Origin of the sequence: Streptomyces sp. NPDC091272 (assembly GCF_044757485.1) — a bacterium.
Classification (GTDB): domain Bacteria; phylum Actinomycetota; class Actinomycetes; order Streptomycetales; family Streptomycetaceae; genus Streptomyces.
Genome location: NZ_JBIVVC010000003.1, coordinates 278,681 through 291,993 on the forward strand (window position 1 = coordinate 278,681; position 13,313 = coordinate 291,993).

At 67.3% G+C, this 13,313-nt stretch carries 17 protein-coding genes and 1 pseudogene; 2 read left to right on the forward strand and 16 right to left on the reverse strand.

All coding sequences use genetic code 11. From position 1 onward, the window contains the following. Position 1 precedes the first annotated feature (1 nt). From ACIQM4_RS10460 to ACIQM4_RS10520, 13 genes and pseudogenes are all read right to left on the reverse strand, one after another. A complete protein-coding gene (locus ACIQM4_RS10460) occupies positions 2-862 on the reverse strand; it encodes a bifunctional DNA primase/polymerase (protein WP_401588862.1) in 861 nt (286 codons plus the stop codon). Positions 863-949: 87 nt separating this feature from the next. Then, the gene (locus ACIQM4_RS10465) at positions 950-1,138 is read right to left on the reverse strand and encodes a hypothetical protein (protein WP_401590176.1); all 189 of its coding nucleotides are present in this window, start codon (positions 1,136-1,138) and stop codon (positions 950-952) included. Then, complete coding sequence (locus tag ACIQM4_RS10470; protein ID WP_401590178.1) at positions 1,126-1,692, reverse strand: hypothetical protein; 567 nt, start codon at positions 1,690-1,692, stop codon at positions 1,126-1,128. The genes ACIQM4_RS10465 and ACIQM4_RS10470 overlap by 13 nt, the downstream gene beginning before the upstream one ends. Then, a pseudogene (locus tag ACIQM4_RS10475) lies at positions 1,667-2,104 on the reverse strand (DNA cytosine methyltransferase); the annotation flags it as partial. The pseudogene ACIQM4_RS10475 and the gene ACIQM4_RS10470, both read right to left, overlap by 26 nt. Positions 2,105-2,190: 86 nt before the next feature. Continuing rightward, positions 2,191-2,679, reverse strand: a complete 489-nt coding sequence (locus tag ACIQM4_RS10480) for a hypothetical protein (RefSeq protein WP_401588864.1) — start codon at positions 2,677-2,679, stop codon at positions 2,191-2,193. A gap of 15 nt (positions 2,680-2,694) precedes the next feature. Continuing rightward, positions 2,695-3,138 (reverse strand): hypothetical protein, encoded by a 444-nt coding sequence (locus ACIQM4_RS10485; RefSeq protein WP_401588867.1) that lies wholly within the window; start codon positions 3,136-3,138, stop codon positions 2,695-2,697. 14 nt (positions 3,139-3,152) lie between these two features. Further along, positions 3,153-3,347, reverse strand: a complete 195-nt coding sequence (locus ACIQM4_RS10490) for a hypothetical protein (RefSeq protein WP_401588869.1) — start codon at positions 3,345-3,347, stop codon at positions 3,153-3,155. 89 nt (positions 3,348-3,436) lie between these two features. Continuing rightward, positions 3,437-3,745 (reverse strand): hypothetical protein, encoded by a 309-nt coding sequence (locus ACIQM4_RS10495; RefSeq protein WP_401588872.1) that lies wholly within the window; start codon positions 3,743-3,745, stop codon positions 3,437-3,439. A 140-nt stretch (positions 3,746-3,885) separates the two neighbouring features. Then, on the reverse strand, positions 3,886-6,114 hold the full coding sequence (locus tag ACIQM4_RS10500) for a cell division protein FtsK (protein ID WP_401588875.1): 2,229 nt from the start codon (positions 6,112-6,114) through the stop codon (positions 3,886-3,888). Between the two features lie 103 nt (positions 6,115-6,217). Then, complete coding sequence (locus ACIQM4_RS10505; protein ID WP_401588876.1) at positions 6,218-7,228, reverse strand: DUF2637 domain-containing protein; 1,011 nt, start codon at positions 7,226-7,228, stop codon at positions 6,218-6,220. Then, positions 7,225-7,755 (reverse strand): hypothetical protein, encoded by a 531-nt coding sequence (locus ACIQM4_RS10510; RefSeq protein ID WP_401588878.1) that lies wholly within the window; start codon positions 7,753-7,755, stop codon positions 7,225-7,227. The genes ACIQM4_RS10505 and ACIQM4_RS10510 overlap by 4 nt, the downstream gene beginning before the upstream one ends. Then, complete coding sequence (locus ACIQM4_RS10515; protein WP_401588881.1) at positions 7,752-8,045, reverse strand: hypothetical protein; 294 nt, start codon at positions 8,043-8,045, stop codon at positions 7,752-7,754. The genes ACIQM4_RS10510 and ACIQM4_RS10515 overlap by 4 nt, the downstream gene beginning before the upstream one ends. Before the next feature lie 91 nt (positions 8,046-8,136). Then, positions 8,137-8,505 carry a hypothetical protein gene (locus ACIQM4_RS10520; RefSeq protein ID WP_401588884.1) on the reverse strand — a complete coding sequence of 123 codons (369 nt, stop codon included), beginning with the start codon at positions 8,503-8,505 and terminating at the stop codon, positions 8,137-8,139. A gap of 687 nt (positions 8,506-9,192) precedes the next feature. On the opposite strand from ACIQM4_RS10520, the gene ACIQM4_RS10525 reads away from it, so the two are divergent. Both ACIQM4_RS10525 and ACIQM4_RS10530 read left to right on the forward strand, forming a co-directional pair. Next, positions 9,193-9,963 carry an XRE family transcriptional regulator gene (locus ACIQM4_RS10525; RefSeq protein ID WP_401588886.1) on the forward strand — a complete coding sequence of 257 codons (771 nt, stop codon included), beginning with the start codon at positions 9,193-9,195 and terminating at the stop codon, positions 9,961-9,963. Further along, positions 9,960-10,433, forward strand: coding sequence for an NUDIX hydrolase (locus ACIQM4_RS10530; protein ID WP_401588889.1), 474 nt, complete (start codon positions 9,960-9,962; stop codon positions 10,431-10,433). Before ACIQM4_RS10525 ends, ACIQM4_RS10530 begins: the two co-directional genes overlap by 4 nt. On the opposite strand, the gene ACIQM4_RS10535 is transcribed toward ACIQM4_RS10530, so the two are convergent. The 3 genes from ACIQM4_RS10535 to ACIQM4_RS10545 form a co-directional block, all read right to left on the reverse strand. Then, complete coding sequence (locus tag ACIQM4_RS10535) at positions 10,421-10,990, reverse strand: HD domain-containing protein (RefSeq protein ID WP_401588892.1); 570 nt, start codon at positions 10,988-10,990, stop codon at positions 10,421-10,423. The two genes, ACIQM4_RS10530 and ACIQM4_RS10535, sit on opposite strands and share 13 nt — an antisense overlap. Positions 10,991-11,001: 11 nt before the next feature. Next, positions 11,002-11,448 carry a GntR family transcriptional regulator gene (locus ACIQM4_RS10540; protein ID WP_401588895.1) on the reverse strand — a complete coding sequence of 149 codons (447 nt, stop codon included), beginning with the start codon at positions 11,446-11,448 and terminating at the stop codon, positions 11,002-11,004. Positions 11,449-11,562: 114 nt separating this feature from the next. Further along, entirely contained in the window at positions 11,563-12,399 is an 837-nt protein-coding gene (locus tag ACIQM4_RS10545; RefSeq protein WP_401588898.1) for a hypothetical protein, read from the reverse strand. Positions 12,400-13,313: the final 914 nt, after the last annotated feature.

Consider the following 13,313-nt stretch of genomic DNA (forward strand, 5'->3'; position numbering starts at 1 on the left):
GTCACAGTCCCAACTTGGTGCGGGCGTTGGTCCAGGCGTCGGTGCAGTGCCGGGCGGTTTCGCCCTTGGCCTGCGCGGCGGTGAACAGCCGGGTGACGTGGGCGTCGGTGAGGCATCCGCATCGCCCGTGGACGGAAAGCACGGCGAGGAAGGTGCGGTAGACGGTCGCGTGGATGCCGCTGGACGCCTCGGTGATGCGCTGTTCCGCCATGGTGATGCCGCGTTCCAGGAAGGCGGGCGTGCGGTGCCTGCAGACCCCCTCTGCGGCCCGCGTGGGCACGGTGAAGGCGTACGGCACCGGCCGGACGGGGGCGGGTTCCTTGACGGCCAGTGCGCGCACCTCGGGCGGCAGAGCCGTGAAGGTGCCGGTGCCGGGGCCGCGCCAGCGGGCGTAGGCCATCGTCGACTTGATGTCGACGCCGTCGCGGACGCCGTTCGCGGAGGGCATGGTGCCCTGGTAGATCCAGTGCTGTCCGCGCGTGGTGCGTACGGTCCGGGTGGCCGGCAGGCAGACGCGCGCCCAGGCGATGGCGTCGGCGTGGTCGAGGTCGAGGACGGTCAGGCCCGCGCCGCCCGGGTAGTAGGCGACCGCCGCCGCAGTGCGCCACGCGTCAGCCCATTGCGGTGAGTTGAGGGTCCACGGGTCGGTGGTGGCGGCGGCCCAGCCGTGGCAGGGCTTCGGGCAGGTGCAGGGGCCGGGGGTCTTCATGTGGGGGCGCCCGCCGCACGAGGTGTACAGGCAGGCGGGGCAGTTGGCGAAGGGCACTTTGCCCTTGTGCAGCGGCAGGACGGGCAGGCCGTCGGCCGCGAGCGTAAGGGCGGTGCTGAGGTGGTCTCGCCGGATCGTGGCGGGATGGGTCATGCTGGTGGTCTCCTGCTCTCCTGGAGGGATGGGAGAACCCGGGGCGGGCGCGGCTTGTGGAAGAGATGGCGCCCGCCCCGGGCGTGTTCAAGCGGCGGTACGGGTGGTCAGGGCGGCGGGGCTGAGGAAGCGGAGCGCGGCAACGGCCTGTTGCGGCACCACGCCGTTGCCCAGCGCCTTGAGCTGTGCGGAGCGAGAGAGGCCGGGAACGGCGGTGACGTGCCCGTCAGGCAGGCCCATGAGCCATTCGACGAAAGCGGGACTCAGACGTCCCACAGCGTCAACTGGTCCGGGGGCGGGGCGCTGGAGGACCGTTTGCCACCGCGCGACCGCTTCGGCGTACTCGCCCCACTCGGCGCCTGCGTCGGGAACGCACTCAGCGCCACCTCGGGCAGGTTCGCCCTGCCCGATCGCACCCGCCGGTCCGTCGAATCCGTGCGCGAGACCGCGCCCTTCGTGCCGTCCGTGGCCCGCGGGGTCGGCAGAAGCGAGCCCATCTCGGCCGCCAGGCTCTTGCCGTGCCTCCCGGCTTCCTGCGACGGCGAGCGTTTCGTCTGACGGTTCTCGTTCTCCGACGCGCGCGGGGTGGGCAGCAGCGAGACGACGTGCCGCAGGTTCATCCCGCCCTGTGCCGCGTGCCCCGCTCCGGTGTTCTCCGAGGTCGAAGGAGTCGGCAGGAGCGAGCCAACGGCGGTCGGAAGCTGCCCGCGCTGCCCGCCGCCCTTGAAGTCCCGTGCTGCCGGAGTCGGCAGGCCACGCGAGGACGAAGAGCCGCCTTCGCTGATGAGCCGCTCCCACGTCAGATGCGCGAAGAGTGCACCACCGCGCATCGAACCCGAGGGCGGCAAGGTCTCCAAGCACGGTGTCGAATCCGAGAGAAAGGTGCCCTGCGACGTTCTCAAACACCGCGAGTCGGGGTCGTAGAACCCCAAGGGCACGGGCGATGTCGGACCAGATGTGCCGCTCATCAGCGGTCCCTTTCCTCTTGCCGGCGGAGCTGAACGGCTGGCACGGGTAGCCGCCCAGCAGCACGTCGACCGGTGCGACGCGGGCCCAGTCGACGGCGGTGAGGTCGCCCAGGTTCGGCGTCCCCGGGTGATGGTGCGCGAGGATGCGGCTGGCCCCGGCGTCGTTGTCCGCGACCCAGGCCAACGAGCCGCCGAACACTTCCTGCACGGCCATGTCCAGGCCGCCGTATCCGGTGCACAGCGAGCCGAGCCGCAGTGCGGGGGGAGGACTCATACGGGGTTCTCCTGCTCTCTTGGAGGGATGGGAGAACCCGGGGCGGGCGCGGCTTGTGGAAGAGATGACGTCCGCCCCGGGCACAGCTAGACGCACGTGCAGTCGGGGCGTTCGCCGCTGCCATCGGCACCGCACCCGCAGCAGTGCGGGTAGATCTCGCCGTCGTCGTCCTCTGCTGCGCAGTGGGGGCAGTCGGCGAACTCGTCTTCGTCGGCGCTCGTGTCGTAGCCGAGCGGGCTGAGGGCCGAGTGCACCTGGTCGAGGGCTTCGGCCAGGTGCTGGGCGCGGCCGATGGCGACGCGCGCGGCCTGGACGGCGGACGATGCGGCGTGGGCGGGGTCCTTGCTTCCGTCCACGGTGAGCCGGTCGGCCTGGTGGGCGTCGGTCACGGGCTGGAGTGCCTGGGTGATGGCCTGCGGCAGCATGCGCGAGAGGTGTGCGAGTGTCCCGATCAGGCTGTAGGCGTCGCCGGGGTACTGCCAGCCCGTCCCCGGCGTGCGGGTGCGGTGGTTGATGGCGCGGATGGCTTCGGCGGCCTGGTCGGCCAGTGCTACGGGGCTCTGGGTGTGGTCCATGCCGTACTCCTCTGGTCAGGTGTGGAAGTGGTTGCGTTTGATGACGGCCTTGCGGATGTTGACGGTCGTGCCGCCGCCGGATCCGGCGAAGAGCTGCACGGCGATGAAGCCGCCGAAGATGACCGCGGCGAGGATGATGAGCTGGGTGATCAGCGCGGTGAGTGCGGCGATGAACGTGGTGAGCATCAGCAGGCCGCCGCAAACCGCGGCGAAGCCGACGCCCCCGAGCGCGATGTTCACCGCGGCCCGCGACACGGGCGGCTTGACGGTGACCGGTTCGGGTTTGGCCGGGTCGATGGCGTAGCCGGTGACGACGCGCCCGTCGGGCAGCACGATGGTCTGCACGGCCGGGATGCGGCCCGGTTGTACGGGCATCATCGGCGCCGGGGCCGGTATCGGGGTGGGGTAGTGGAGGGTGCCGGCGGTTTCGGCCGGGCGGTAGGGGGTGGGCTGGTTCACGGCGGGGTCTCCTGTCAGGGGCGCAGGCCTGCGAGGAAGTTGAAGACGGAGGCGCACAGGTCGCGGATCGGTTCGTCCGCGCCGGTTCCGGCGGTGAAGAAGCCGAGCAGGAACAGGACGACGGCGGGGCCGATGCCTCCGGCCTTGGCCTTGACGATGAAGATGGCCGCGATGGCGAGCAGGAGGATCGCGGAGAGGTTGACCGCCATGGGCGGTGCTCCTTTCGGTCAGCGGGCGGGGCAGGAGGCCACGAGCAGGCCGAGGACGACGCAGAGGAGCGCGAGGCGCAGGACGGCCCTCATGCGGTCGGCGCCTTCCGCGCGCCGGGGCCCGTGGCTTTGGCGGCGGCTTCGTCGGCGGCGCGGCCCTTGCAGTAGGCGCGCACCCACAGGTGGTAGAGGTGGCGGCCGACGCGTATGCGGATGCCGTGGCCGTCGCACTTGCGGCAGTGCTTGCCGCGCTTGGGCTTGCCGCTCCGGGTGTGGGTGAGCTGGAAGCCGAGTCCCTCGCAGCGGCGGCAGGACTTCCACGGGGAGACTGCACAGACTCCGGCGTAACCGAGCGTGAGCAGCACGATGAGGGCGCTAGCGAGCAGCGGGAAGGGCATGAGGGCCTCTCTGGGCTGGTTTCCGGGGTTTTCGCAGGTGAGTCGCTAGGTGCTAGCGACCTGATCAGGGGCAATGTGGGTCGCTAGCGAGGTTGCTAGGTCTAGCGACCTTGCTCGCTAGACCTAGCGGCCTCTGGTTCCTACTTGTCGCCCCGCTTCTTGTTGCGCTGCGTGACCGCGTCGATGATGTGCTGACGCTCGATGCCGCGCCGGTTGGCTCCCTTGCCGTCCTCGGTCTTGCCCCACACCTGGCCGGTGGTGATGCCGTACGGCTTGAGTGCGGTGGCGAGCTGGTCGGCCTTGGCGCGGCCCTCCAGGTCGGCCCACTCGCCGTAGACGGCGGGGGCGAACTCGGCGAGGCGGTCGACGACCGACTCGGACCACACCTTGTCTTCGCTGCGCCCGAGGACGGCGGCGGTGTCGTCGAGGATCGCGTCCGCGCTGCGGGTCGCACTCACCTCGCCCGCGGCGTCGCCGGACAGCGTGCCCTCCTCCTCGCGCAGGGCGCGGGCACGGCCGAGGATCGTTTCCGCGTCGCGGCCGGTGGCCAGGTAGGTGCGCACGATCCCGGAGTCGTCCGTCATGCCCTTGAGCAGGCCCACGCCCTTGTGGGACTTCAGCAGCTTGGACGCGTCCAGGCCCTCGCCCATCGATCCGGCACCGAGCACCACCTCAGAGACGTGGTACGAGCCGACCCGCAGCGAGAACCGGGCCTGGTGCTGGTCACGCAGCACCGACGGGCACGCGGTGTCATCGGGCTTCTGCGTGGAGTTCATGACCGAGACGCCGACCGCCGGGGCGACCCGGGCGAGGTAGACGAGCAGGTCAAGGATGGTCTTGCCGTGGGTGGGGTGCTGCAAGTACTCCTGCACCTCATCCACCACCACCAGGGTGAGCGGCATGTTCAGCTTCCGGTCCCGGCTGATCTCCGGGGTGAGCTTGCCCTCCGGGCAGATGTGCAGGGGCAGTTCGGAGAGCCGGTGGTAACGGTCCTCCACATCGGCCTTCAGCTCCATCAGCGCGTTGACCAGGTGCATGACCGGGTCAAAGCCGTCCCTGGGGACGATGCCGAAGCCGATCCGGTGCGCGACCTTGGCGAAGGAACGCCAGTCCGGCGACGCCTTCCCGTCGAACACGATCAGGCGGACGTCCGGGTCCAGGGCGGCAGCGAGCGCGATGGTGCGGGCAGAGAACGTCTTGCCCTGCCGCGGCACCGCGCCGACCAGCAGCGAGAGCCACAGCATGGTGGCCATCACCGGGTTGCCGCGCTCATCCACGCCCCACGGGAACGGCTTCCAGAAGTCCACCCTGGTCGCACCGAGCAGCGGCGACTTCCCGGACGGAACCGCGAGCGGGTCACGGTCGGCGATCCAGTAGGAGACGCGCCGGCCGCTGGTCTCGTCCTTGTCGAGGAACAGCTGCGTGGGGGCGATGTCCATGCCCGAGCAGAGCCGGGCATGGGCCTTCATCGCATCCTCGAACGTCATGCCGTACGGCAGGTCGACCACCACACGCCAGCCGTCCCCGTCCCGGCCGATCGGCCGCGGGAACGCGATCGTCTGGTCCTTCGTGGTCAGCTTCGCTGCCTCGTGGGCGCGGATCACGATGTCCGAGGACAGCTTGCGCTTGCGGAACGTCACCTTCGCCCGGTCGATGAGCGGCTTGTCCGCAGGCGTCCCCCCGAGACCGAGACCCGTGGTCAGGGTGACGATCGACAGGGCAAGGAGCCAGGTGGGCGCCATCACCCACAGCAGCAGAGCCAGGGTGAGGCCGACCATGCTGGCCACGGTCGCGACGATGGACCGCATCCGCACCCGGGCGTCACGCTGACGCGACAGCTTCAGGTACGTCGCGGCGTCCTCATCGAGGACAGAGGCCAGGCGCAGGGCCCGCCCTTCGGTGTCGAAAACCCAGCGGCCCACCGCCGACGACCAGCGCCAGGCGCCGCGCGGGCTGTAGGCGAGCAGCTTGGGCGTGTAGACGCACGGCAGGCGCCACGCGTGGTAGCCGAGCATCGTGGAGTAGTGCCGCACCGCCCACTTGCGGACGGCCGTGCGCTGGTCAGGCAGCTTCACCCAGTCCGGGAAGACCGGCTGACGCACCTTGTCGCGTACCTCCATCCACTCCGTGATGGACGGCGGGTACACCTCCTTGGGCGGGTCGACCGTGGCGCCCTCGGTCAGTCCCTGGGCCTCGGGATCCTCGGTGTCGGGGAGTTCGGCCTCCCACTCACCCGGCTTCACCGTGCCCGGCGCCTGCTCAGCAGGGGCCGGGGCGGGGGCCTTCTTGAGCTTGAACGGCAGGACTGCCGCCGTCTTTTCCTCTTCCGGCGCCTCAACGGGCGGACCGGACACGTTGATCTCGGTCATGCTGGAGTACTCCTTCAGGGGAGTTGCAGGGGTTCGGCCGCCGCGGTGAGAGGTGAGCGGCCGAACCCCGAACAGGACTGATCACAGGGAAGGTGCAGGGCTGTTACTGGCCCGCGATGGCGAGTTCCGTGCGGCGGCCCGCGTCGGGCTCGCGGTGCTCGGCATAGCGGGAGGAGACCCAGCCGACCGACCAGCCGGACAGTTCCGCCGCCTGCCGCACGGGCAGGCTCGCGGTGAACGCGGCGGTCACGATCCGGCGCGCCTCGTCCTCGGGCAGCTTGCTCTCGGCAGGACCCCGGTTCAGGAGCGCGGCGCGTTCACGCTCGGCCCGCTCCACTCGTTCACGGCGTTCACGCTCAACCGCCGCAGCGTGCTCGCGCTGTTCCGCTTCGGCACGCTCGTGGCTCTGGCGTTCACGCGTCTGCCGCTCGCGTTCACGCTGTTCATGCTCGCGTTCACGGCGTTCACGGGCCTCCCGCTCGACCGCCGCAGCGTGCTCGCGGGCCTCGCGCTCCTCACGCTGCCGGCGCTCTTCGCGCTCGGCCTGTTCGCGGGCCAGATTCGTTTCGTGGTCACGCTGTTCACGCGCCAGCCGCTCAGCGTGCTCGCGCTCCTCACGCGCCTCCGCACGGGCCCGCTCAGCACGCTCGCGGGCCGCCTGCTCCCAGTCTTCACGCTCGGCCTTCTGCTGGATCTCCAGGCCGCTGACGGCCCGCGCGATGGCCCGCCGATAGGCAAGGCCGGTTTCTGCGGTGACGATGAGCAGGAGCGGCGCCACGGCATGGACGGACACGCCGACCAGGTCTTTCTTCAGTGCGGAGTCGGCGGTGTTGAGCGCCAGCGTCATCAGACCGGTCATCCAGCGCAGCACCACCGGCCAGCGTCCGCCGTGCCCACCGAGCCGGGCCAGCACGTCATCGAGCTTGACCACGATGACCACGGCCGCATCGACGACCAGGGGCAGGATCGGGGCCGTCCAGTCCCACGAATCTGCGGTGTGCCTGGCCATCAACGGCGTGACCGTCAGGACGGAGAAGAGCATCGCCCCGGACACGATGAGCCAGGTGCCAACGGACAGGGCCTTTTCCGCTGAACGGATATGAACAGCGTTCACGCCGCCCCCCAGACCGGCTCCGCGATCGGGGTCAGTGCCCCGCGGAACCCGTGTGCGGTGGCGTCGTAGGTGAACGTCGCCAGCAGCCATTCCGCATCCGCCCAGAAGCGCCGGGCCGGACCCCAATCGCGGTCCATCGGAACAGCGTGGGCGGCGGTGTCGGCGTAGGCGTCCTCACGGCGGCGGTAGACCATCACCGGGGTGCCGTGGTGCACGAGTACGAACACCTGCCGCGCCTGAACGAGCGCCTCCGTGAGGTCCTCGCGCAGACGCCGAAGCGCGATGTCCTTGAGCAGAAGCTCTTCCTGTCCGGCGCTCAGTTCGTCCAGGGCGCCGGCAAGGAGCATGCCGACCTCATCCGCGGTCGCCTCCGCACGCTCCGCGCGGTCGGTGACGGCGAACAGCTCGACCGTGTGCCGGACCGACGCCTCCTTTGCGGCCTCCCTCGCCTCGCGGGCCCGCTCGAACGCGGCGTGCGTGTCTGTCTCAAGCAGGGCGAGACGCTTACGGGCGACGATGCGGATCATGCCGCCGCCCCCTTCCGGACCCGACGGACACGGGCGGCGGGACGGGTGAGCGGCACGACGTTGAACAGCTCCGCGGCGTGCTCCTCGATCGCGCGGGAGGCGATGCGGATCGCGTCGTCGGGCATACCGGGGTTGTCGGCGAGGATGTCGCGGGCCGCGGCCAGACGGGCCGCGCGCTCCATCTCGCTCTCCCCCTCCGCACCCAGCCACAGCTCAACCGGGGTGCCAAGGGCGAGTTCAACGAAGTCGGTGCTGGTCACGGCCTGATGGCCGCTGATGTACGAACGCATGACGAACTCCTGATCACGGAGGGACAGAGGAAGGACCGGGGGTGGGCGCGGCTTGTGGAGAGACGACGCCCACCCCGGCAGGAGGAGCAGGTCAGACACGCACCCGGCGCGGCCGGTGGAAGGTGTTGACCAGCCCGCCGAAGATGGCGGAGACGGAGGAGAGCGCGACGAACACCGTCAGCGCCAGACCACCACCGAGGTTGTGCACCGTGCCGCCCAAGACCGCGGCGACCACCAGGGCGAGCGCGAAGAGGACCAGCGTGGCGACGGACCGGGCGGTGCTCTGCGGCTTCATGCCGCGGGCCACCAGCTCCAGCTCCGACGGAACCACCGGGCGGGAAAGCCCGGGACCGAGCGAGAGAACGACCAGACTGCCGCTGGTGTGAGCGGCGACCCCGGCGACCGTGCCCAGGGTCTTGCAGTTGCGGATACGAACGACGTCACCGATACCGAGCAACATGAACGACTCCTGTCGTAGACGAAGTGGAGCGGACTGAGCTGATCTCCGGCTCCCCTCAACCCCGCCCGTACGGCTCGATGGCCGGACGGGCGGGGGAGGCAACCAGCCCAGTGCTTCGCCGGCGTGCCGTTGCCACGGCTGGCCGGACCCGAGATTGGGAAATCGGTGCGTCATCGTCACTGCTCTGACGCCAGCAGGGCGGCGCGTACCAGGTGGCAGACCAGCGGGTTGACCTCCCGAAAGGAAGGGATGATCCCGAAGGACTGTTCTCCAGAGCTGGCACACATCAAAGGGGCCACCAACACGGTCATCACCCGGACTGTTACGGGGCAGGGGTTCGAGCCCTGCTCTTCATCTCACTGTTGAGTTCTCAAGGAACGACCAACTCAGGACCCGAAAGCGCGCGGCCGAAGCCGCCTTCAAACGAGCAATCCCGAACCGACCGAGCAGGCACAGCGGCACCTCACAACTCCGTGAGGTACATGTAGTACTTGTTCCTCATCATGCAGAGAGGTGTTCGCGGCGTCAAGCCCTTCGACTTTTTCGGATTTCGCGAGCCCCTCGGCTCGATGTGTCTTAAGACTCGCCCCGGCAGCGAAGACGTTCGACCCCGCACATGTACGACCTGTGCACGACTTGGGTACGGTGAAGTCGTACCAAGTCGTCCCAACTGAGCGGGAGTTCGGCGTGGCCAACGAGAAGCTTCGCGGCGCGATAGTCGAGAGCGGCATGACGCTTGCCGAGGTGGGGGCCAGTCTCGGAGTGTCGACCAAGACCGTCGAACGCTGGATCAATGACCCGAAGCGCAAGCCGTACCGGCGCTTCCAGTACGCGACGGCCTCACTCCTCCAGCGCGACGTGTCCTACCTGTGGCCGGAGGAGCAGACCTCAGCAGAGATCACGGAGGCCGGGAACGCTGAGCTGGTCAAGCTGTACCCGCACCGGTCCGTCGTGCCCAAGCAGCTCTGGAACCAGCTCTACGAGCAGACTCGGGAGGTTTTCGACGTCGTCGTGTACTCCGGTTTCTGGCTCACCGAGGACGCCGAGTTTCACCGCATCGTCAAAGAGAAGTCATCGGCCGGCGTACCGGTCCGCTTCATGCTCGGAGACCCGGACTGTCCCGCCGTGGCAGTACGCGGCGAAGACGAAGGAATCGGTCCGGCCATGGCCAGCAAGATTCGGAACGCGCTGGTCAACTACCGGCCGCTCTTCAGGCTCCCCGGTGTCGAGTTCCGCCTTCACCGCACCACGCTCTACAACTCGCTGTACCGCGCCGACAACGAGATGCTCGCGAACGGCCACCTGTACGGCGTGGGTGCCTATATGGCTCCCGTGCTCCACATCCAACGCGTCCCAGGTGGCGAGCTGTTCGACGCCTACGCTGAGAGCATCGAACGAGTCTGGGACAACGCCCGCCCCATCTCGTCCCCCACGGATCTCGGAGGAACGACCGCATGAGCCGAATCGACTACTACCGCGACCCGAACGCCCCCAAGGCAAACTCTGTCGTCCCCTCGGTCACCGCAGTCGTCCGCGACGATGCGGGCCGACTCCTGCTCATCCACAAGACGGACAATGACCTGTGGGCAGTCCCCGGCGGTGGCCACGACATCGGCGAGAGCGTCGGCGACACGGTCGTACGGGAAGTGCTGGAAGAGACCGGAATCACCGTCGAAATCGACAACATCGTGGGTCTCTACACAGACCCCCAGCACGTGATGGCTTACGACGATGGCGAGGTCCGCCAACAGTTCTCGATCTGCTTCCGCGCCCACCCCACCGGGGGTTCCCTGCGTACGAGCAGCGAGTCGAAAGAGGTCCGCTGGATAGACCCGGCGGACCTCGATGACCTCGACATCCACCCGTCAATGCGTCTGCGCATCCAGCACGGCCTGGACGACTCGCGTCAGTCTCCCTACATCGGTTGATCTGTGGGACGTGCCTGAGCAAGTCGTCCCTCAACGCGGTGCGCCGCCGCGTGGATCTCCGGCGCCGCCCGCTGAATGAAGCGGCCCACGATGGTGTCGGGGCCGTACCGGTTCACGATCTCGTCAAGGCGCGCGGTCACCGTGGTCTGCGTGCCGTCCGGGGTGGTGGTCATGTCGCAGAAGAGCAGCGCGTCAACGAGGTCGGGCCGCTCTAGGTCGAACTCGCTTTCCAGCTCATGCCGTAGCCCTCGCTCCTCAGCTTCCAGGAGTGCGCACGAGTGGTGGGCCACTAGGCGGATCACCCGCTCATCCACACCTTCCTGCTTGCGCAGAAACCGGGCACCGTCCAGGGGGTGGAATCCAGTGACCGCAACATCTGGCGAGTACCCGATGTCGTGCAGCACTGCGGCTGCTTCCAACAGCTCCGCATCGTCACCGAGGATCGGGGCGAGGGAGCGCGCGCGCTTGGCCACTCCGAGGGAGTGCTCCCACCTACGCGGCAGAGGCTCGGCCAGAAGCGATTCAGATAGCGGGTAAGCCCACTCAGTCAGTCCCATGAAGGCCAAGATTACGACCGCCTCGGCGAAGACGGGAGGGCGCGCACCGTGCGCCCCTTGCCGTGGACGGTGACGAGCAAACCGTTCCCCTCCATCAAGGCAAGACCACGACGTACCGCCGTACGAGAGGCAGCGAACCTCTCGCAGAGCTTCGCTTCGGACGGGTAGGGGTCGCCGATCGCAAGACCGTCACCCTCGATTACTGCGGTCATCCGTTCCACCAGCGGCCGGCGGTCGCCGCCCTGCGCTACACGCCAACCGATCCCCGGCGCAGACTCAAGCACGCCTTCGGTTTCGAGCGTCTTGAGGGCGCGCCGGATCGTGTTGCGGGAGACCCCGTGCTGCTGCATGAGGACAGCCTCGGATGGCAGGCCGTCGACGAACTCACCATCCACCACCCCCTTCCGCAGTGCTTCCGAGATGACCAGGTAGGTACCGCGCGGACTGGCCTCCGACACTTGGGTTCCCCTCATAGTCGATAGGTAATAAACGTCAAGCTTGCCATCCTCCAGAAAGGAGCCATAGCTAGAGCCTTGTACACCCCTCGCGGCACAGCTCGCTCATCTAGCACCTCATGGGCGGTCAGGTCCTGGCCCGGTCGTCGGCCCCCGCACGCTGCCCTCTTCCGGCACAGCGACGAAAGCCTGTCTCGTTTGGCTTAAAAAGTCCGCTGAGGATAGGCGCCCACGCCGCCCGCGATGTAGAGCTGCCGGAAGAGTTGCAATGATCGCCGCAATAGCCAAGCTCACCACTGAGGGCACATTCAGAAAAGCGGAGCATGCGGCAAAAATGAGCGCCAGGAAAGCCCCAGCGATAGCCATTCTAAATTCTCTCCTGTCGTCACTGCCTAGTGAATTTTCTGTTGCGAGCACCTGCGCTCTCGGAGAAAGGTCAGAGTCATCGAGCAAGCCGTGCCAACACCCCCGGGCGGACCTTTCGAAGACCTTTATGGCCAATTCCATTAGCGCCTCGCGCCCATCAACACCCTTGACGAGGATTCCCTCAGCCGAGTCTTCTATGGTGGCAGCCACCTGCCGCAGGTGCATAGCGGACTGATCTCGTCGTACCGGCGGCACCCCGGGCCGCCCGTGTGCGGCCACAGAGCGCAGAGCGAGACATAGCAAATTCACCTCTCGATCGATATGAACAGAATCGAATTTGATCGGATTTGGGTGCGCGCATGCGTAGAGCACGTACAGCAAGTGCGCGTGCACTGTTAACTCGACATCAGCCTTGAACTGCCATCGCATATTCGAGACCGCGAAGTGGAGAAAAATGTAATAGATGACAAATCCGCTGAGTTGAATCGCTGCAACGTGAGCCGAAAAGAAACCCCACGAGTTTGTCTTTTCAGGGTCAAGGCCGAGGTAGCCACTTACCGCAGAGGTAAGGACCGTGAAAGCGCTCATCACGAGGATACTAGTCGAGCTCAGCACCAACAAATCCTGCACTCGACCAAAATACGCTCGATACCGGGCAAGCAGGATACTCCGCGCCCGTGCCTTGCTTACTGGTATAGCGCAGCCCTTTACGGCGAGATATCGGGAGACCCCATTAACCCACCTTCGCTCTCTCTGAAATAGTTTCCTATACCGGGCAACGGAGAGCATCTTACCTCCACGCCGCCACGGTAGAAATATCGCCGCCCTCCTCCGCGATCTCTTCAGCCGTATAATTACCGCAAAGGGGAGAAACAGGTCGAAGAAAAGAATCAAGATGATGAGAAAGGAAGTGTGAGTCAAATCCGCCACCCCGCTTGAGTGCGCCTCCGTCTCGGTCATCTTGCCAGGAGTCGAGTGCAGCAATCAGCCAAAGCGCATTTCTCTTCTTCGCCTTGCGCCACGTCTTGAATCAAGCCGATGGGCACACCACGCCGCGCTGTGCACGTCGCGGTGATCCAGGCAGCGTCCAACCGACGCCACGCAGCCCCGGCCGTAGCGCACTACCTCTGCACCACTTAACGCGGTCACTCGCGGTCAGCAGGGGGCAGCCAACCCGCCCACCTGGTAGGGACTCGCAGTCATTTCCCCACGTCAGGGCCTCTCGCCACCGCCAATCCTCGGGATTCCCAAGCTCAGAGCGCGAGTTCGATTCTCGTCACCCGCTCCATGACGAAGGCCCAGGTCAGAGACCTGGGCCTTGTTTGTTGTCCAGTCCTGTCGAGAGTCGGCGTGCCCTCTGCGTGCCCCAACTCCCGGATCAACGCCGTCCGGAAGAGTCTTGGGCGACGCGCAAGGAGCGTGCCCACGAACCGCGTCTCATATGGCGAGACGCGTTTCGGGTGACCTGTGTCACTTCTAGCGCCACCGAGCGAATCTGCATA

What these genes read in the sequence shown, in the direction of transcription:
- ACIQM4_RS10460 (WP_401588862.1), bottom strand. Translation starts at nt 862, where the DNA reads ATGACCCATCCCGCCACGATCCGGCGAGACCACCTCAGCACCGCCCTT.
- ACIQM4_RS10470 (WP_401590178.1), bottom strand. Translation starts at nt 1,692, where the DNA reads ATGCGCGGTGGTGCACTCTTCGCGCATCTGACGTGGGAGCGGCTCATC.
- ACIQM4_RS10480 (WP_401588864.1), bottom strand. Translation starts at nt 2,679, where the DNA reads ATGGACCACACCCAGAGCCCCGTAGCACTGGCCGACCAGGCCGCCGAA.
- ACIQM4_RS10490 (WP_401588869.1), bottom strand. Translation starts at nt 3,347, where the DNA reads ATGGCGGTCAACCTCTCCGCGATCCTCCTGCTCGCCATCGCGGCCATC.
- ACIQM4_RS10495 (WP_401588872.1), bottom strand. Translation starts at nt 3,745, where the DNA reads ATGCCCTTCCCGCTGCTCGCTAGCGCCCTCATCGTGCTGCTCACGCTC.
- ACIQM4_RS10500 (WP_401588875.1), bottom strand. Translation starts at nt 6,114, where the DNA reads ATGACCGAGATCAACGTGTCCGGTCCGCCCGTTGAGGCGCCGGAAGAG.
- ACIQM4_RS10510 (WP_401588878.1), bottom strand. Translation starts at nt 7,755, where the DNA reads ATGATCCGCATCGTCGCCCGTAAGCGTCTCGCCCTGCTTGAGACAGAC.
- ACIQM4_RS10515 (WP_401588881.1), bottom strand. Translation starts at nt 8,045, where the DNA reads ATGCGTTCGTACATCAGCGGCCATCAGGCCGTGACCAGCACCGACTTC.
- ACIQM4_RS10520 (WP_401588884.1), bottom strand. Translation starts at nt 8,505, where the DNA reads ATGTTGCTCGGTATCGGTGACGTCGTTCGTATCCGCAACTGCAAGACC.
- ACIQM4_RS10530 (WP_401588889.1), top strand. Translation starts at nt 9,960, where the DNA reads ATGAGCCGAATCGACTACTACCGCGACCCGAACGCCCCCAAGGCAAAC.
- ACIQM4_RS10535 (WP_401588892.1), bottom strand. Translation starts at nt 10,990, where the DNA reads ATGGGACTGACTGAGTGGGCTTACCCGCTATCTGAATCGCTTCTGGCC.
- ACIQM4_RS10545 (WP_401588898.1), bottom strand. Translation starts at nt 12,399, where the DNA reads ATGAGCGCTTTCACGGTCCTTACCTCTGCGGTAAGTGGCTACCTCGGC.